The 15,739-nt window shown below is 72.8% G+C and carries 17 protein-coding genes and 1 riboswitch; of the genes, 8 read left to right on the forward strand and 9 right to left on the reverse strand.

All coding sequences use genetic code 11. The features are described 5' to 3' along the window. Position 1: 1 nt before the first annotated feature. From D6270_RS07575 to D6270_RS07585, 3 genes are all read right to left on the reverse strand, one after another. Positions 2-406 (reverse strand): SCO2097 family morphological protein, encoded by a 405-nt coding sequence (locus D6270_RS07575; RefSeq protein WP_109166130.1) that lies wholly within the window; start codon positions 404-406, stop codon positions 2-4. A gap of 302 nt (positions 407-708) precedes the next feature. Next, positions 709-1,467, reverse strand: a complete 759-nt coding sequence (locus tag D6270_RS07580) for a class I SAM-dependent methyltransferase (RefSeq protein WP_109166129.1) — start codon at positions 1,465-1,467, stop codon at positions 709-711. Positions 1,468-1,592: 125 nt separating this feature from the next. Beyond that, positions 1,593-2,120, reverse strand: a complete 528-nt coding sequence (locus D6270_RS07585; protein WP_109166128.1) for an SAV_6107 family HEPN domain-containing protein — start codon at positions 2,118-2,120, stop codon at positions 1,593-1,595. A gap of 194 nt (positions 2,121-2,314) precedes the next feature. On the opposite strand from D6270_RS07585, the gene D6270_RS07590 reads away from it, so the two are divergent. From D6270_RS07590 to D6270_RS07610, 5 genes are all read left to right on the forward strand, one after another. Next, positions 2,315-3,085 carry an ATP-binding cassette domain-containing protein gene (locus D6270_RS07590; RefSeq protein WP_109166127.1) on the forward strand — a complete coding sequence of 257 codons (771 nt, stop codon included), beginning with the start codon at positions 2,315-2,317 and terminating at the stop codon, positions 3,083-3,085. After that, a complete protein-coding gene (locus tag D6270_RS07595) occupies positions 3,057-5,144 on the forward strand; it encodes a YhgE/Pip domain-containing protein (RefSeq protein ID WP_109166126.1) in 2,088 nt (695 codons plus the stop codon). Before D6270_RS07590 ends, D6270_RS07595 begins: the two co-directional genes overlap by 29 nt. Before the next feature lie 29 nt (positions 5,145-5,173). Then, complete coding sequence (locus tag D6270_RS07600) at positions 5,174-5,785, forward strand: TetR/AcrR family transcriptional regulator (protein WP_109166125.1); 612 nt, start codon at positions 5,174-5,176, stop codon at positions 5,783-5,785. Between the two features lie 359 nt (positions 5,786-6,144). Further along, entirely contained in the window at positions 6,145-6,762 is a 618-nt protein-coding gene (locus D6270_RS07605) for a DUF4126 domain-containing protein (RefSeq protein WP_109166124.1), read from the forward strand. A 31-nt stretch (positions 6,763-6,793) separates the two neighbouring features. Then, the gene (locus D6270_RS07610; RefSeq protein ID WP_204117145.1) at positions 6,794-8,296 is read left to right on the forward strand and encodes a phytoene desaturase family protein; all 1,503 of its coding nucleotides are present in this window, start codon (positions 6,794-6,796) and stop codon (positions 8,294-8,296) included. 201 nt (positions 8,297-8,497) lie between these two features. On the opposite strand, the gene D6270_RS07615 is transcribed toward D6270_RS07610, so the two are convergent. The 6 genes from D6270_RS07615 to D6270_RS07640 all read right to left on the reverse strand — a co-directional run bounded on the left by D6270_RS07615 (position 8,498) and on the right by D6270_RS07640 (position 13,345). Further along, positions 8,498-9,451: an SCO2102 family sporulation regulator gene (locus D6270_RS07615; RefSeq protein WP_109166122.1), complete on the reverse strand. Its 954-nt coding sequence runs from the start codon at positions 9,449-9,451 to the stop codon at positions 8,498-8,500. 48 nt (positions 9,452-9,499) lie between these two features. Continuing rightward, a complete protein-coding gene (gene metF / locus D6270_RS07620; RefSeq protein ID WP_109166121.1) occupies positions 9,500-10,417 on the reverse strand; it encodes a methylenetetrahydrofolate reductase [NAD(P)H] in 918 nt (305 codons plus the stop codon). A 121-nt stretch (positions 10,418-10,538) separates the two neighbouring features. Beyond that, positions 10,539-11,189, reverse strand: a complete 651-nt coding sequence (gene thiE, locus D6270_RS07625) for a thiamine phosphate synthase (RefSeq protein WP_109166120.1) — start codon at positions 11,187-11,189, stop codon at positions 10,539-10,541. An 81-nt stretch (positions 11,190-11,270) separates the two neighbouring features. Further along, on the reverse strand, positions 11,271-11,636 hold the full coding sequence (locus tag D6270_RS07630) for an Rv2175c family DNA-binding protein (RefSeq protein WP_030564177.1): 366 nt from the start codon (positions 11,634-11,636) through the stop codon (positions 11,271-11,273). Positions 11,637-11,729: 93 nt separating this feature from the next. Next, positions 11,730-12,974: an NAD(P)/FAD-dependent oxidoreductase gene (locus tag D6270_RS07635; RefSeq protein WP_109166119.1), complete on the reverse strand. Its 1,245-nt coding sequence runs from the start codon at positions 12,972-12,974 to the stop codon at positions 11,730-11,732. 29 nt (positions 12,975-13,003) lie between these two features. After that, on the reverse strand, positions 13,004-13,345 hold the full coding sequence (locus D6270_RS07640) for an avidin-fold protein (protein ID WP_109166118.1): 342 nt from the start codon (positions 13,343-13,345) through the stop codon (positions 13,004-13,006). A 44-nt stretch (positions 13,346-13,389) separates the two neighbouring features. Further along, positions 13,390-13,502, forward strand: a riboswitch (TPP riboswitch). Between D6270_RS07640 and thiO the strand changes: the two genes are divergently transcribed. The 3 genes from thiO (at position 13,500) to D6270_RS07655 (ending at position 15,714) form a co-directional block, all read left to right on the forward strand. Next, entirely contained in the window at positions 13,500-14,708 is a 1,209-nt protein-coding gene (thiO, locus tag D6270_RS07645; protein ID WP_109166117.1) for a glycine oxidase ThiO, read from the forward strand. It overlaps the preceding riboswitch by 3 nt. Next, positions 14,705-14,917, forward strand: coding sequence for a sulfur carrier protein ThiS (thiS, locus tag D6270_RS07650; RefSeq protein WP_109166116.1), 213 nt, complete (start codon positions 14,705-14,707; stop codon positions 14,915-14,917). Before thiO ends, thiS begins: the two co-directional genes overlap by 4 nt. Before the next feature lie 2 nt (positions 14,918-14,919). Continuing rightward, positions 14,920-15,714 carry a thiazole synthase gene (locus D6270_RS07655; RefSeq protein ID WP_109166115.1) on the forward strand — a complete coding sequence of 265 codons (795 nt, stop codon included), beginning with the start codon at positions 14,920-14,922 and terminating at the stop codon, positions 15,712-15,714. Positions 15,715-15,739: the final 25 nt, after the last annotated feature.

Genomic DNA, 15,739 nt, shown 5'->3' on the forward strand with positions numbered 1-15,739 from the left:
TCTACTGGCCCTGTTCGTCGCGGCGGCGCTGCCACCGTTGCTCGATGCGGTTCATCATCGACCGGCGTTGTCTCGGTCGGCGGCGCGAGCCGCTGTCCCCGCTGTCCGCGGCGGCCTGCTGTTGCTCACCGGGCTTGGGCGCCTTGCGCCATCCGGTGACCGCGAGCACGGCACAGCCGAGCATGACGAGGAACCCCACCACGCTGATCCAGATCTGCTGGGCGACCATTCCGGCCATGAGGAGCGCGATACCCACCAGGAAGCCAGCGACCGCCTGGTAGACCCTTCGTCGGGTGTACGTACGCAGCCCGCTTCCCTCAAGCGCTGTCGCGAACTTGGGATCTTCGGCGTACAGCGCTCGCTCCATCTGCTCGAGCATGCGCTGCTCGTGCTCCGAGAGCGGCACGGGATCCTCCTCGTCGTCGGCCGCGGGGGCGACCGGTATGCGGCCCTTCCAGGATAGGCAGGGATTCGCCCCCGTGAAACCCGCCCTCTAGCGCTCAGCCAGTCCGGACCGCTATGTCGGCTCGGCTGCTGAGGCGTAGATTCCCCGACGACCGATCCGTCATGCCGGATGGTGTCACCCGATCATACGGGGCTCCTGCCCGCTACGGGGGTCCCGAGTCCCACTCCATGTACAGCTTCGTTGCTGATCAGCCCCGTACCGGCTCGCGCGGGTGCTCCCGGGGGCCGGTCCGCAGGGCTGGTTCAGGGGCGCTTCTCGCCGAGAACGTGCAGCTGGGTCGCGACGGAGTGGAAGGCGGGCAGCTCGGCCACGGCCGCTTCGAGCTTGAGGAGCGCGTCCACGGCGCCCGGCTCGGTGTCCACCAGAACGCCCGGTACGAGGTCGGCGAAGACCCGCACGCCGTGCACGGCGCCGACCTCCAGGCCCGCGCCGGAGACCAGCTCGGTGAGCTGCTCGGCGGTGAAGCGGCGGGGCACCGGGTCGCCCTCGCCCCAGCGGCCCGCCGGGTCGGCGAGCGCCTGCCGGGCCTCGGTGAAGTGGCCGGCCAGCGCACGGGCCAGGACGGCCCCGCCCAGGCCCGCGGCGAGCAGGCTGAGGGCGCCGGAGGGGCGCAGGGCCGCCACCGCGTTCCGTACGCCCTCGGCCGGGTCGTCGACGTACTCCAGGACGCCGTGGCAGAGCACCGCGTCGAAGCCGCCGCGCTCCACGACGTCGAACAGGCCGAGGATGTCGCCCTGGACGCCCCGCACCCGGTCGGCGACCCCGGCCTCGGCGGCGCGGCGCTCCAGCGCGAAGAGCGCGTTGGGGCTGGGGTCGACCACGGTGACGCGGTGGCCGAGTCGGGCGGCGGGGACCGCGAAGTTGCCGGTGCCGCCGCCCGTGTCCAGAACGTCCAGGGCGTCCCGGCCGGCCGCCTTGACCTGACGGTCCAGAGCGTCCTTCAGGACCTCCCAGACCACGGCGGTACGGAGGGAGGCGCGGGGGCGCAGCTGGTCCGACACGGCAGATGACTCCTCGGCACGGTGCCGCCTGGGACGGCGGAGCGTGAACAGTGCGGGTGGTGATGCGAGCGTTGACCACCCTATTGCCTCGCGCCGCCGTCCCGGTCATCCGGCACCGGCCCGTCTCACCCCGTGGCCGGCCTCTCCGTCCTCGGCTGCGGGAGCACCGGCTGGAGGACCAGCAGCCGCTCCACCAGGCGCAGGAACTGGGCGGCGTCGCGCAGCAGGTCGTCCGCGTCCCGGTCGTCGGCGGCGCCGGGCATGCCGGCCTCCGCACGGGCCCTCCGGGGCGCCCCGGAGGCGAAGAGGTCGCTCCAGTCGGTCAGCTCCGGGGCGGTCTCCGGGAGGACTTCCCAGACGCTCCGGATGCGGTCGCGGTCGCGCTTGTTCGTCTCGGGGCGGCCACGGGCGGCCAGCACGGCGGCCGCCGTGCGCAGGGCCGCGAGGTGGGCGGTGGCGTAGCGCTCGTTCGGTTCGTGGAGCACGGCGGCCTCGTCCAGGCCGGTGCGGGCCTTGGCGAGCAGGTCGAGGGCGGCGGGCGGTGCCGTGGTGCGGCGCAGCACGGGGTGCACATCGTCGGCGGGACCGGTCAGTGAGGGGGCAGGGCTGCCTGCGCGGCGCCGCGGGGCGGCGGCTGCGGACGAGCTGGCCATGACGAACCTCCTGTCGTCGTGTGACGGCTCCATGGCCGTATGTGTCCATGGTGGCGGTTACCACTGACAATCGGTCAGAAACCTTCCCTGACCTGCCGTTTTGCTTCGAGCGCGAGTTCGGGATAACTTTTTGAACTGACCGGTCAGTTCAAAAGAGTGGCGACCGGATCACGGACGAGATCAGGGGAGGGTCTGTGGAGAGCCCGCACGGCGCCGCGCTCGGCGCCGAGGACTTCGGACTCAAGGGGCCGCGCGGCTGGGTCTTCCGCCACGTGGGGTTCAGCGCTCCGCCGGGGTCGCTCGTCGCGGTCGAGGGGCCGTCCGGCTCCGGACGCACCTGCCTTCTGCTCGCCCTGACCGGTCGCATGCGCGCCACCGAGGGCGGCGCGGAGGTGGGCGGCCTCGCGCTGCCCCGCAAGGCGGCCGCCGTCCGCCGGATCGCGGCCCTGGGCCCGGTGCCCGGCGTCAGCGAGCTGGACCCCGCCTTCACCGTCGCCGAGCACCTGCGCGAACGGGCCCTGCTCCAGGGCCGCTACGGGTCCTCCCTGCGCACCCTGCTGCGCCCGCGCGCCGAGCGCCGGGCCACCGCCCGGGCCCGGATCGACGCGGCGCTGGAGGCCGCGGGGCTGGACCCCGCGACCCTGCCCAAGGCCGAACGGACCTCCGTACGGGATCTGGAGCGGCTCGAAGCGCTGCGGCTCTCCGTCGCCCTGGCGATGATCGGCACCCCGCGGCTGCTGGCCCTGGACGACGCCGACCTCAAGCTCTCCCCCGCCGAACGCGCCGAGGCCTGGGGGACGCTGCGCGCGATCGCCGACTCGGGCACCACCGTGCTCGCCGTGTGCAGCGAGGCCCCCGAGGACGCCCAGGTCGTCCGCACCACGCCCGCCGCCGACGAGGCCCCGACCGCACCCACCACCGAAGAGGAGACGGCCGATGCGTTCGCCGAAACTGGCCGCGCTTGAGCTGAGGCGGTTCCGCAGGGGGAAGTTGCCGGCCGCCGCGCTGGTCGCGCTGCTGCTCCTGCCGCTTCTCTACGGCGCCCTGTACCTGTTCTCGTTCTGGGACCCGTACGGGAACCTCGACAAGCTGCCCGTCGCCCTGGTCAACAACGACAAGGGCGCCGTGAACGACGGCAAGCGGGTCGACGCGGGGGACGAGATCAGCGACAAGCTCCTCGACTCCCAGGTGTTCGCCTGGCATGAGGTGAGCTCCGCGGAGGCGGACAAGGGCGTCGAGGACGGGACGTACTACCTCTCGCTGACGATGCCGGCCGACTTCAGCGAGAAGATCGCGTCCAGCGGCGGGGACTCCCCCGAGACGGGCGCGCTCCAGGTGCGGACGAACGACGCCAACAACTACATCGTCGGGCAGATCTCCAAGACGGTCTTCGGCGAGGTGCGCAACGCCGCCTCCACCAACGCCTCGCGGGGCTTCCTGGACCGCATCTTCATCAACTTCTCCGATCTGCACGACAAGACCGCCGACGCCGCCAAGGGCGCCGACGAGCTCAAGGGCGGCATATCGAAGGCGAAGAAGGGCTCCAAGGAGCTCGCGGACGGCCTCAAGGACTCCAAGGCGGGCAGCAAGCGGCTCTCCGACGGAATCGGCAAGCTGAACACCGGGGCGGGCGAACTCGCCTCCGGTTCACGGCAGGTGGCCGGTGGCACCCAGGCGCTGGCCGACAAGGTCAACACGATCGCCGGGGATGTCCGCCCCTTCTTCAAGGACAACGGGAAGTCCATCGGGGACACCGCACGGCTGGTCGCCGACACCTCGCAGGCCGTACAGAACAACCTCGACGTGCTCGTGAAGAGCGCGCCCACCGCCGCGGCCGAGTCCAAGAAGGCGGCCGACGACCTGACCGAGATCCACCGGACCCAGTGCGCGGAGGCCGACGAGCCGGACGCGACGGTCTGCCCGCCGCTGGAGCGCGCCAGGAACACGGCCGTCGACGTCGCGAGGATCGCCGCCGATGTGAACACCCTGGTCACCAACCAGAACGGGGACCTGAAGAAGCTCAACGCCCATCTGGCCGCCTTCCAGAAGCAGGCCGAGGCGCTGTCCAAGCGCGCGCCGGCCCTGGACGACGACCTGGAACAGGCCGTCAAGGATGTCAACGCCCTCAACACCGGCGCCCAGAAGGTCGCCAAGGGCGCGGCTGACCTGCGCACCGGCCTCGGCAGCGCCCGTACCGGCTCCGCCGACCTGGACACCGGCATGGGCAAGCTCAAATCGGGCGCGGAGAACCTGGACGGCGGGCTGTTCCGGCTCGGCGACGGCTCGGCCGAGCTCGCCCAGGGCCTCAACGACGGCGTCGAGAAGATCCCGGACTACGACAAGAAGGACCGCGACGCCCGTACGGACGTCATGGCCGACCCGGTGAAACTGGCCTCCAAGTCCCTTCACGCGGCACCCAATTACGGCACCGGTTTCGCCCCGTACTTCATCCCGCTCTCCCTCTGGGTCGGCGCGATGGTGGCGTACATGATCATCCAGCCGCTCAACAAGCGGGCGCTCTCCACCGGCGCCTCCGCCTGGCGGATCGCCTTCGCCGGCTGGCTCCCGGTCGCCGCGATCGGCATCCTCCAGGTCGGCGCCCTGATGGCCGTCCTGCACTGGGGCCTCGGTCTCCAGATGGAGCGCTCCGCCGGGACGATCGCCTTCCTGGCTCTGGTGACCTGCTGCTTCGGCGCGATCGTGCAGTGGCTCAACGCCTGCTTCGGCGCGGCGGGGCGCATCCTGGTGCTCGTCGTGCTGATGCTCCAGCTGACCTCGGCCGGGGGCACGTACCCCGTCCAGACCAGCCCCGGCTTCTTCGGCGCGATCCACCCGTACCTGCCCATGACGTACGTCGTCGAGGGGCTGCGCAGGCTCATCACCGGCGGCCCCCTGGGACCGGTCTGGCTGGGCTGCGCGGTGCTGGCGGCCTTCACCGTCGGCGCCCTCGCCCTGACCGCGTTCACCGCACGCCGCAAGCAGGTGTGGAGCCTGAGCCGGCTGCACCCGGAGCTGAGCCTGTGAGCGTGCCGGAAGCTGGGAGAATCGGCCTCATGGAAAGCAGTGGCACCACGCGCCGCCAGGCCACCCGGCAGAGGCTCTACGAGGCGGCGGTGACCCTCATCGCCGAGAAGGGCTTCTCGGCGACCACCGTCGACGAGATAGCCGAGCGGGCCGGGGTCGCCAAGGGCACGGTCTATTACAACTTCAAGAGCAAGACCGAACTGTTCGAGGAGCTGCTCCGGCACGGCGTCGGGCTGCTCACGGCCTCGCTGCGGGCCGCCGCCGAGGAATCGGAGGAGCGCGGCGGCACCCGGGTCGAGGCGCTGGACGCGATGATCCGGGCCGGACTGGCCTTCATCGACCGCTACCCGGCCTTCACCCAGCTGTACGTGGCCGAGCTCTGGCGCACCAACCGCGCCTGGCAGTCCACGCTGCTGGTGGTGCGGCAGGAGGCCGTCGCGGTGGTGGAGGGCGTGCTGCGCGAGGCGGTGCGCAGCGGTGAGCTGAGCGAGGAGATCGACATCCCGCTGACCGCCGCGGCCCTGGTCGGGATGGTGCTGGTGGCGGCGCTGGACTGGCAGGCGTTCCAGCCGGAGCGGTCGATCGACGAGGTCCACTCGGCGCTGTCCCTGCTGCTGCACGGGCGGGTCAGCGGGCACTGAGGGCCACGGCTCCCGGAGAACACGAAGACGCCGGCCGCCGGAGTTCGCATCCCCCCTGCGAACTCCACCGGACCGGCGTCTTCCGTGCATCCGTCGGACCCGTTCCCCGTGACCCCGTGTGTTCCCCCGCGGCCCCCGGGTCCTGACGTCGTGCACCCCCGTTCCGTCAGGGGCCGCGCCGTTCCGCCGCCCCGTGCCGGCGGTCCGGGCGCCGCGCCCCTTCCGTGGTCACCACTCTTCCGTCCACGCAGGTCCGGGCCTATCCGCGCGGCTACTCATCTCGCTCCCTGAGTACGGGTACTCAGGGCTGCGCACCCGACCCCAGCCCCTTGTCCGACCGGGTCGTTACGATCTCCCCCGTGTCCGTAATCCCTCTGGTGTTCACAAGTGGCTGGGCGAGCGGGATCAACGCCTATGCGGTGGTCCTCCTGCTCGGTGTCTTCGGCGCGACCGGCGTCTCCGACGAGGTGCCCGCCGCGTTGCAGCGCACCGACGTCCTGATCGTGGCCGGTGTGCTCTTCCTCTGCGAGGTGGTGGCCGACAAGATCCCGTACGTGGACTCGGTCTGGGACACCGCGCACACGGTGATCCGCCCGGTGGCGGGTGCGGTGATCGCCGCGCTGCTCGCCGGGGAGAGCGGTTCGCTGCCGGAGCTGGCGGCCGGGGCGATCGGCGGATCGACGGCGCTGATGAGCCATCTGGTGAAGGCCGGTACGAGGATGGCGGTCAACACCTCCCCGGAGCCCTTCAGCAACATCGGGATGAGCGTCGTGGAGGACCTCGGGGTCGCCGGGGTCGTCACGTTCGCCATATTCAACCCGGTGGCGGCGGCCGTCATCGCCGGGGTGCTGCTGGTGCTCGGGATCGTCCTCGTGGTCTTCCTGACCTCCCGGATCCGCCGCTTCCTGCGCCGCCGGGCCCAGCGCCGCGAGGAGAAACGCCTGGCCGGAGCGGAGGGGCCCTGGCCTCCGGGCTGAGCTGTCGGTGGTGGTCGATAAAGTCACCGGCATGGCACGAATTGCGGTGATCGGCGCCGGGACGGGCGCCATGGCGGCGGCCGCCCGGCTCGCCGTCGCGGGCAACAAGGTGACGGTGTACGAGCGGTCCGCGAGCTACGGCGGCTCGCTCGGCCGCCATGAGCACGAGGGCTTCGTCTTCGACACCGGGCCCGGGCTGCTGCATCTGCCCGCCGTCCAGCGGGACCTCTTCGTCAAGACCGGCAAGGAGTCCCTGGAGCAGTGCGTCACGCTGACCCAGGTCGACCCGGCGAGCCGCCATCTCTTCGCCGACGGCACGGCGGTCTCCCTGCCCAACGCCTCCCGGGCCGGAGTGGCCTCCGCCCTGGACGCGGCGCTCGGATCCGGCGCCGGGGAGCGGTGGACCGGGTTCCTGGAGCGGGCCCGCGACGCCTGGGACCGGTCGCGGCGGCCGCTGCTGGAGGAGCCGCTGCGGGCGGACCACCAGGTGCTGGGCCGCGACCCGTATCCCGCCCTGAGACAACGGCGGCTGCTGCGCACCCGGCAGGCGGCCACCGTGGCGGAGACCGGCGCCTGGGAGCTGGCGGACCCCCGGCTCGCCGCCCTGCTGGACGCGTACGCGCTCTCGTACGGCCTCGACCCGCGGGCCGCCCCCGCGAGCGCCGCGCTGCTGCCGTACATGGAGCAGACCTTCGGCAGCTGGTACGTGGTGGGCGGGATGCGCGAGCTGGCCCGGGCGGTGTACGAGCGGTGCGTGGCCCGGCGGGTGGAGTTCGTCTTCCGGGCCGAGGTGGTCCGGGTCGTGGAGAAGGACGGCCGGGCGGCGGGCGTGGAGCTGACGGGCGGTGAGGTGGCCGAGGCGGACCGGGTGGTGCTGGGGGTCCGGCCGCACGAGGAGCTGGTGCCGGGTCAGCAGGTGTGGGGCGCGGACGATGTGACGGTCCGGGCGGGCACGGTGCCGGGGCGGTTCGTGGTGCTGCTGTCGCTGCGCGGGGGCCGGGAGGCGGGCGCGGCGCACCGGAGCGTGGTGCACAGCGCCGACGCGGCGGCGGAGCGGGAGGCGGTGTTCGGCGGCCGGGTCGCGGCGCACCCGACGGTGACGGTGCTGCGCCCCGACGACCCGGCGACCCGGCCGGACGAGGCGCACGAGGCGGTGACGCTGAGCGCGGTGGTGGCCCCGCGGGGCCCGGTGGAGTGGACGGACCCGGCGGTGCGGCAGCGGTTCGCGGACGTGCTGGTGGAGCGGGCGGAGGCGGCCGTGCCCGGGCTGCGGGAGCGGATCCTGCACACCGAGATCCGTACGCCTGCGGAGACCGAGGCGGAGACGGGGGCCGAGGGCGGTGCGGTGCCGCCGCCCGCGCTGGCGGGTGCGGGGGGCGCGTATCTGCACCCCGGCAACCTCACCCGGCTGCCGGGGCTGTATCTGGCGGGCGGCTGGGCGCACCCGGGCGGCGGGCTGGCGCACGCCGGGATGTCGGGGACGCTGGTGGCCGGACTCGTGGTGGAGGGCGACGGATTCCGGGGCTCGCGGTGAGGGCTTCCGGGGTCCTCGACGATGGCTCCCGCAGCCGGCGGTGAGGACTTCCGGAGCCTCTCGGCGACGACTTCCGCAGCTGGCGGTGAGGGCTTACGGGGCCTCGGCGACAGCTCCCGCAGCCGTCAGTGCGCGCTTCCGGGGTCCTCGGCGACGACGTCCGCGGCTCGCCGTAAGGCCTGACGAGCCGCGGAGTCCGTCTCAGTAGCGGTACTGCTCGTTCTGGCCGGTGTCGTAGCCGTTGCCATTGCCCTGGCCGTACGGGGCGGGCTGCTCGGGAGGCATCGGGGGGTGCTGCTCGGCGTCGCGCTGCTGCGGGACCCAGACGCCCCCGGGCGGGGTGTCCGTGGTGTACGGGTCCGCGCCGTAGCCCTGCGCGTGGGGGTCGGCGTAACTTTGCTGGCCGCCCTGGCTGTCGTAGCCGGTGCCGCCGTTGCCGTAGGCGTCGTAACCGGCGTAGGGGGACGACCCGTTGGTGGTGCCGATGTACGGGTCGGAGTAGGCGGCGTAACTCTGCTGGCCGGTCCCGTAGTCGTACGGTCCCGTGTAGGTGTCCTGGCCCTGCTGCGGGTCGTAACCGGTGTACGGGTCGTACGCGGCGAACTGCGGCTGGGCCGCGTGGTCCGGCTCGTACCCGTGCTGGTCCTGGCCCCCGGCGCCGTTCGCCGCGTAGCCGGGGTCGCTGTACACGCCGTACTGGCCGGTGTCGTCGGGCAGCGGCTGCGGCTCGTACACCGAGGTGGGGGTGTTGGACGCGGCGGCCGGAGTACCGGAGCCGTGACCGAAGGAGTCGAAGTCCGCTTCCGCCGCGGGGTCCGAGACCTCCAGGCCGGAGACCTCCAGCGTGGGCTCCTTGGCCGCCGCGCCCTCGCCGCGCTTGCGACGGCGGCTCTCGCCCGGACTGCCGCCTATGGCCCAGCCGGTGGAGAAGCCGCGCCGGAAGGAGAGCGTCACGTAGGTCTGGCCGGTGGCGAAGGCGAGGGCGCCGACGACGATGACCGGGACGGAGGCGAGCAGGACGCCCATGACCACGCCGAGGAAGCCGCCGAAGGCGAGGAGCCGCCAGCGCAGCCGTGCCTTGTACTGCAGCAGCACCTCACCCAGCAGCCACAGCGCCACCAAGCCGAATGCGATGTAGAGGACCGTCCAGCCCACGCCCGCCCCCTCCTGCGGCCGCAGCCGCTCGGGGGCGGGTACGGCCGGTCACGACTGCTTGTGCAGTCCGAGATTCTCGTAGATTTCGAGCGTTGCCGTCGAGTTGTTGAGCGTGATGAAGTGCAGCCCGGGCACACCCTCGGACAGCAGTTTCGCGCAGAACTCCGTTGCGAACTCGATACCGATGGAGCGTACAGCGGCCGGATCGTCCTTGACCGCGAGGATCCGCTCTTTCAGCGGCTCAGGGACGGTCGCGTTGCTGAGCCGGGAGAATCTTTCCAGTTGCTTCACACTGGTGAGCGGCATGACCTCGGGGATCACCGGCGTATCGCAACCGGCCGCGACCACCCGGTCACGCATCCGGAGGTAGTCCTCGGGGCGGAAGAACATCTGGGTGATCGCGTAGTCGGCCCCGGCCCGGCACTTGTCGACGAAGTGGCCGATATCGCTCTCCCAGTCGGTGGAGCGCGGGTGCATCTCGGGGAACGCGGCGACGCCGACGCAGAAGTCGCCGGACTCCTTGATGAGGCGGACGAGGTCGGCCGCGTACTTCACGCCCTGCGGGTGCTCCACCCACTCCCCCATCGGGTCGCCGGGCGGGTCGCCGCGGACCGCGAGGATGTTCCTGATCCCGGCGTCGGCGTACTGGCCGATCATGTTGCGCAGCTCGGCGACCGAGTGGCTGACGGCGGTGAGATGGGCGACCGGGGTGAGCGTGGAGTCGGCGGCGATCTGCTGGGTCGCCCGCACGGTCCCGGACCGGGTGGAGCCACCGGCCCCGTAGGTCACCGAGACGAAGCTCGGGCGCACCGACTCGATCCGGCGCAGCGCGTTCCAGAGGTTGCGCTCGCCCTTCTCGGTCTTGGGCGCCCAGAACTCGAAGGAGTACGAGGTCTTGCCGGTCGCGAGAAGGTCACGCACCGTGCGTGCGTGGTCCGTCCTGGTGGAAGGTGTCCCAAGGGCCATATGGCGAGGTTAACCAGGGGGTGGACGCCTCCCCAACCAGAGCGGCCGAGATTGTCTCGTTTTGCCGTTTTGTCGTCCACCCCTTGGGACGGCAGCGCATCGGAGAGGGCGAAAGAGCTGTTCAGAGGGCGTGCGCCCGGACCCGCTTCGCCAGCTCGGCGGTGGCTGCCGCCGGGTCGTCCGCCGCGGTGATCGCCCGGACGACGACGATGCGGCGGGCGCCCGCCTCCAGCACCTCGTCCAGGTTCCCCGCGTCGATGCCGCCGATCGCGAACCAGGGGCGGGGCTGCTCCAGGGAGGCGGCGTACCGCACGAGGCCGAGGCCGGGGGCGTGGCGGCCGGGCTTGGTGGGGGTGGGCCAGCAGGGGCCGGTGCAGAAGTAGTCCACACCGTCCTGGGCGACGGCTGCGTCGACCTCGGACTCGGCGTGCGTGGAGCGGCCGATCAGCCGGTCGTTCCCGATGATCGCGCGGGCGGCCGGCACGGGCAGGTCGCCCTGGCCCAGGTGCAGGACGTCGGCGCCGATGGCGTGCGCGACATCGGCGCGGTCGTTGACGGCGAGGAGCTTGCCGTGGCGGCGGCAGGCGTCAGCGAGGACCTCGAGGTGCTCCAGCTCCTCGGCGGCCTCCATGCCCTTGTCCCGGAGCTGGACCACGTCGACACCGCTGGAGAGCACGGCGTCCAGGAAGGCCGGAAGGTCGCCCTGCCGCTTACGGGCGTCCGTGCACAGATAGAGCCGGGCATCGGACAGCTGCTCGCGAGGCGTGGGCATGGTGGAGTCCCCCCGTGGTCGTGGCGGTGCACGGGCCGCGCGCTGCACGCGGGGCCCGTACGCCGCTTCCTGTCGTGTCGGTCAGACGGCGAGCGCCTGCGCGCGGCGCTTCACCTCCGTACCGCGATTCTCGCTCAGCGCCTGGGCGGGGGTGCCGGGCAGGGTCGGGTCGGGGGTGAAGAGCCACTCCAGCATCTCTTCGTCGGAATAGCCGTCGTCCCTCAGGAGGGTCAGGGTGCCGGAGAGGCCCTTGACCACCTTGTCGCCGTCGATGAAGGCGGCAGGCACCTGAAGCGTCCGGTTCTCACCACGGCGTACGGCGATGAGCTGGCCTTCCTTGACCAGCTGCCGTACACGCGTCACCTCGACGTCGAGCTTTTCCGCGATGTCGGGGAGGTGGAGCCAGGCGGGGACGAGTGCATCGGTCTTTGCGTCGATCTCGGTCACAAGGACAAGCGTGCCATCCGGGACTGACAGCCGGTAGCCGGGCCGACCGTACGGGGGTGGGCCCGGGTGGTCACAGGGGGTCGGCCCGGGGTGTCACAGGGCGGTGGACTTCAGCGGTACGGCGGGGTCGGCGACCCGGTCGGGGTCGAGGACGGCCCCGGATTCGATGAGCTTGCGGCCCTGGGCGAGGTCGCGCGGGCGGCCCACCGCGAGGACGGCGACCAGTGCCCCGGCCTTCAGCCAGCACACCGACCAGGTGGCCTCCGCACCGTCGCCGCGCCAGACCAGGGCGTCGGCGTGGGCGTGGTGGCCGGCGTACTGCACGAAGCGGCCGAACTGCTCGGACCAGAAGTACGGGACGGGGTCGTGGACCGGGAGCGGCGCGCCGCTCTCCGCGGCGAGGATCGCGGCGGCGGCGGTGCGCGGCCCCTGAAGGGCGTTGTCCCAGTGGTGGATCAGCAGGCGTTCGCCGTAGCGGGCGGAGGGGAAGGAGGCGCAGTCACCGACCGCGTACACATCGGGCAGGGAGGTGCGCAGGGCGCTGTCGGCGGTGACCGAGCCGTCCGGGCCGCGTTCGATCCCGGAGCCGGCGAGCCAGCCGGTGGCGGGGCGGGCGCCGATGCCGACCACGACGGCTCCGGCGGGCAGGGTCCGGCCGTCCGCGAGGACCACGGTGGACCCCTCGACGCGCTCCACCCGGGCCTCGGTGAGGAGTTCGGCGCCACTCTCCGCGTACCAGTCGGCCATCGGGGCGGCGACCTCGGCGGGCAGGGTGCCGGCGAGCGGGCGGGCGGCGGCCTCGACGACGGTGACCGCGCACCCGGCGGCGCGGGCGGCGGTGGCGAACTCGGCGCCGATCCACCCCGCCCCGACGACGACCACGTCGTGGCTCTGCTCCAGGACGGGCCGCAGCCGGGCGGCGTCGTCGAGGGTGCGCAGCAGATGGACGCCGGGGACGCCCTCGGTGCCGGGCAGGGCGATGGGCTCGGCACCGGTCGCCAGGACGAGGACGTCGTAGGGGACGGGGCCGCCCGCCGTGTCCAGGACATGGTCGGCGGCGCGCAGGGCGGTGACGTCCAGGCCGAGGCGGAGCGTGATCTCCAGCGCCTCGAAGTCGACGTCGAAGGCGGAGTCCTCGGCCTTGCCGAGCAGCACCGCCTTGGACAGCGGCGGCCGGTCGTAGGGCTGGTGGGGTTCGGCGCCGATCAGGGTGACGGTGCCGGTGAAGCCGGCTTCCCGCAGGGCGACGGCGGTCTGCACACCCGCCATGCCCGCTCCGACGATCACGGCGTTCCGTGTGCGCTGCCGCGCCGCGTGGTGTTCCGTCTGCTCGCTCACGCGTACCAGTCTATTCATCTGACTACGGATCAGATGATGACTTCCTCCACCACGCTCGTCCCGCCGCCCTCCTGGGACTCCCACGCCCAGCGCTCGTCCAGCCGCACCCGGCCGTCCGGGAGTTCGGAGACGGTGGAGAGGCAGTGTCCGGAAGAGGTCGTCCCGTCCTCCTTGAGCTGGACGTAGCGGAAGTCGAGGGCGTCCCCCCGGCGGGTGCCGACGAGATGGCCGCGCACCACGTCACCGCCCGCGTACTCGGCCCAGACCGTGCCGCCCCGCTCGTGGTAGGTGAAGCGGGTGCGGGTACCGACCTGGCCCGGGGCCTGGTCGGCGACGGGCGACAGGACGAGTCCGTCGAGTGAACGGGCCACGGCGGCTGCTCCCTTGTCGGCGGCGAGCGTTAGGCTGGCCACGGTAGAACACTCGCGGGAGCCCGGACGCACCGGGCTGAGAGGGAGGCTGGGCGGCCTCCGACCGTACGAACCTGATCCGGGTCATGCCGGCGAAGGGAGGGGCTGGACACCCATGCGCGTCTCGGGGAAAGCCTCCGGAATCCCGGGGGGAAGCTCAGGATCCGACGTCCTCGTCATCGGGGGCGGGATCATCGGCCTGGTCACCGCCTGGCGGGCGGCCCAGCGCGGGCTGGGCGTCACCGTGGCCGACCCCGATCCGGGCGGCGGCGCCGCCCAGGTCGCGGCGGGCATGCTGGCCGCCGTCACCGAACTGCACTACGGCGAGGAGATGCTGCTCGGCCTCAACCTCGCCTCCGCCGCCCGCTATCCGGAGTTCGTCGCGGAGCTGGAGGCGGCGAGCGGCCGGGAGACCGGTTTCCGCACCTGCGGCACGCTGGCCGTCGCGCTGGACTCCGACGACCGGGCCCATCTGCGGGAGCTGCACGCTCTCCAGGAGCGCTCGGGGCTGGAGTCGGTCTGGCTGAGCGGCCGTGAGTGCCGCCGTCTGGAGCCGATGCTCGCGCCCGGGGTGCGGGGCGGGCTGCGGGTGGACGGTGACCACCAGGTGGATCCGCGCCGGCTCGCGGCGGCGCTGCTGGCCGCGTGCGAACGGGCGGGGGTGGTGTTCCGCAGGGCGGCCGCCGAGCGGCTCACCGTCAGCGGGGGCCGGGCCGCCGGGGCGATGCTCGGTGACGGTACGGAGCCGGCGGCCGACCAGGTCGTGCTGGCGGCGGGCAGTCTCAGCGGGCGGCTCGCGGGGGTGCCCGAGGAGGTTCTGCCGCCGGTCCGGCCGGTCAAGGGCCAGGTCCTACGGCTCACCGTGCCCCCGGCGTACGCCCCCTTCCTCAGCCGGACCGTGCGGGCCGTCGTCCGGGGCGGCCACCTCTATCTCGTACCGCGCGAGAACGGAGAGCTGGTCGTCGGCGCCACCAGCGAGGAGATGGGCTGGGACACCACGGTCACCGCCGGCGGCGTCTACGAGCTGCTGCGCGACGCCCACGAGCTGGTGCCCGGCATCACCGAGCTGCCGCTCACCGAGACCCGGGCCGGACTGCGCCCCGCGTCCCCCGACAACGCCCCGCTGCTCGGCCCGACCGCCCTGCCTGGTCTCCTCCTCGCCACCGGCCACCACCGCAACGGCGTCCTGCTGACGCCCGTCACCGGCGACGCGATGGCCGAGGCGCTGACCACCGGCGAGCTGCCCGAGGTGGCCCGTCCCTTCACCCCGGGCCGGTTCACGTCCGCCGGCTCCGCCCCCGTACTCCAGGAGCAGTCCGTATGACCCCTCAGGTATCCGTCTCGGTCAACGGGGAGCCGCGCAGCCTCGACGCCGGCACCGCGCTGGACCGGCTCGTCGCCGCCCTGACCACAGCGCCCTCCGGGGTCGCCGCCGCCGTCAACGAGTGCGTGGTGCCACGCGGCCGGTGGGCGGAGACGACGCTCGGCGAGGGCGACCGCGTCGAGGTCCTGACCGCCGTCCAGGGAGGCTGACCGTGTCCGACGACGTCTTCACCCTGGGACCCGCCGCCTTCGGCTCCCGGCTGATCATGGGTACCGGCGGGGCACCGAGCCTGGAGGTGCTGGAGCGGGCCCTGGTCGCCTCGGGCACCGAGCTGACCACGGTCGCGATGCGCCGGCTCGACCCGACCGTGCGGGGCTCCGTCCTCTCCGTGCTGGAGCGGCTCTCCATCCAGGTGCTGCCGAACACGGCGGGCTGCTTCACGGCTGGTGAGGCGGTGCTGACCGCGCGGCTGGCGCGGGAGGCGCTGGGCACCGACTGGGTCAAGCTGGAGGTGGTGGCCGACGAGCGGACGCTGCTGCCCGACCCGATCGAACTGCTGGACGCGGCGGAGATCCTGGTCGACGACGGGTTCACCGTGCTGCCGTACACCAACGACGACCCGGTCCTGGCCCGGAAGCTGGAGGACGTGGGGTGTGCGGCGATCATGCCGCTCGGCTCCCCCATCGGCTCCGGCCTCGGCATCCGCAACCCGCACAACTTCGAGCTGATCGTGGAGCGGGCCGGGGTGCCGGTGATCCTGGACGCGGGGGCCGGGACCGCGTCGGACGCGGCGCTGGCGATGGAGCTGGGGTGCGCGGCGGTGATGCTCGCCTCGGCGGTGACCCGGGCCCAGGAGCCGGAGCTGATGGCGGGCGCGATGCGGCACGCGGTGGAGGGCGGGCGGCTGGCGTACCGGGCGGGCCGCATCCCGCGCCGTCACTTCGCCGAGGCGTCCTCGCCGGTGGCCGGGCGGGCGGCGCTGGATCCGGAGCGGCCGGCGTTCTGACCGTCCAGCTCCTCCGGCGTCGGCG

Source organism: Streptomyces griseus subsp. griseus, from assembly GCF_003610995.1.
Lineage (GTDB): Bacteria > Actinomycetota > Actinomycetes > Streptomycetales > Streptomycetaceae > Streptomyces.

What these genes read in the sequence shown, in the direction of transcription:
- thiE (WP_109166120.1), bottom strand. Translation starts at nt 11,189, where the DNA reads ATGCCCACGCCTCGCGAGCAGCTGTCCGATGCCCGGCTCTATCTGTGC.
- D6270_RS07585 (WP_109166128.1), bottom strand. Translation starts at nt 2,120, where the DNA reads ATGGCCAGCTCGTCCGCAGCCGCCGCCCCGCGGCGCCGCGCAGGCAGC.
- D6270_RS07595 (WP_109166126.1), top strand. Translation starts at nt 3,057, where the DNA reads ATGCGTTCGCCGAAACTGGCCGCGCTTGAGCTGAGGCGGTTCCGCAGG.
- thiS (WP_109166116.1), top strand. Translation starts at nt 14,705, where the DNA reads ATGACCCCTCAGGTATCCGTCTCGGTCAACGGGGAGCCGCGCAGCCTC.
- metF (WP_109166121.1), bottom strand. Translation starts at nt 10,417, where the DNA reads ATGGCCCTTGGGACACCTTCCACCAGGACGGACCACGCACGCACGGTG.
- thiO (WP_109166117.1), top strand. Translation starts at nt 13,500, where the DNA reads ATGCGCGTCTCGGGGAAAGCCTCCGGAATCCCGGGGGGAAGCTCAGGA.
- D6270_RS07600 (WP_109166125.1), top strand. Translation starts at nt 5,174, where the DNA reads ATGGAAAGCAGTGGCACCACGCGCCGCCAGGCCACCCGGCAGAGGCTC.
- D6270_RS07610 (WP_204117145.1), top strand. Translation starts at nt 6,794, where the DNA reads ATGGCACGAATTGCGGTGATCGGCGCCGGGACGGGCGCCATGGCGGCG.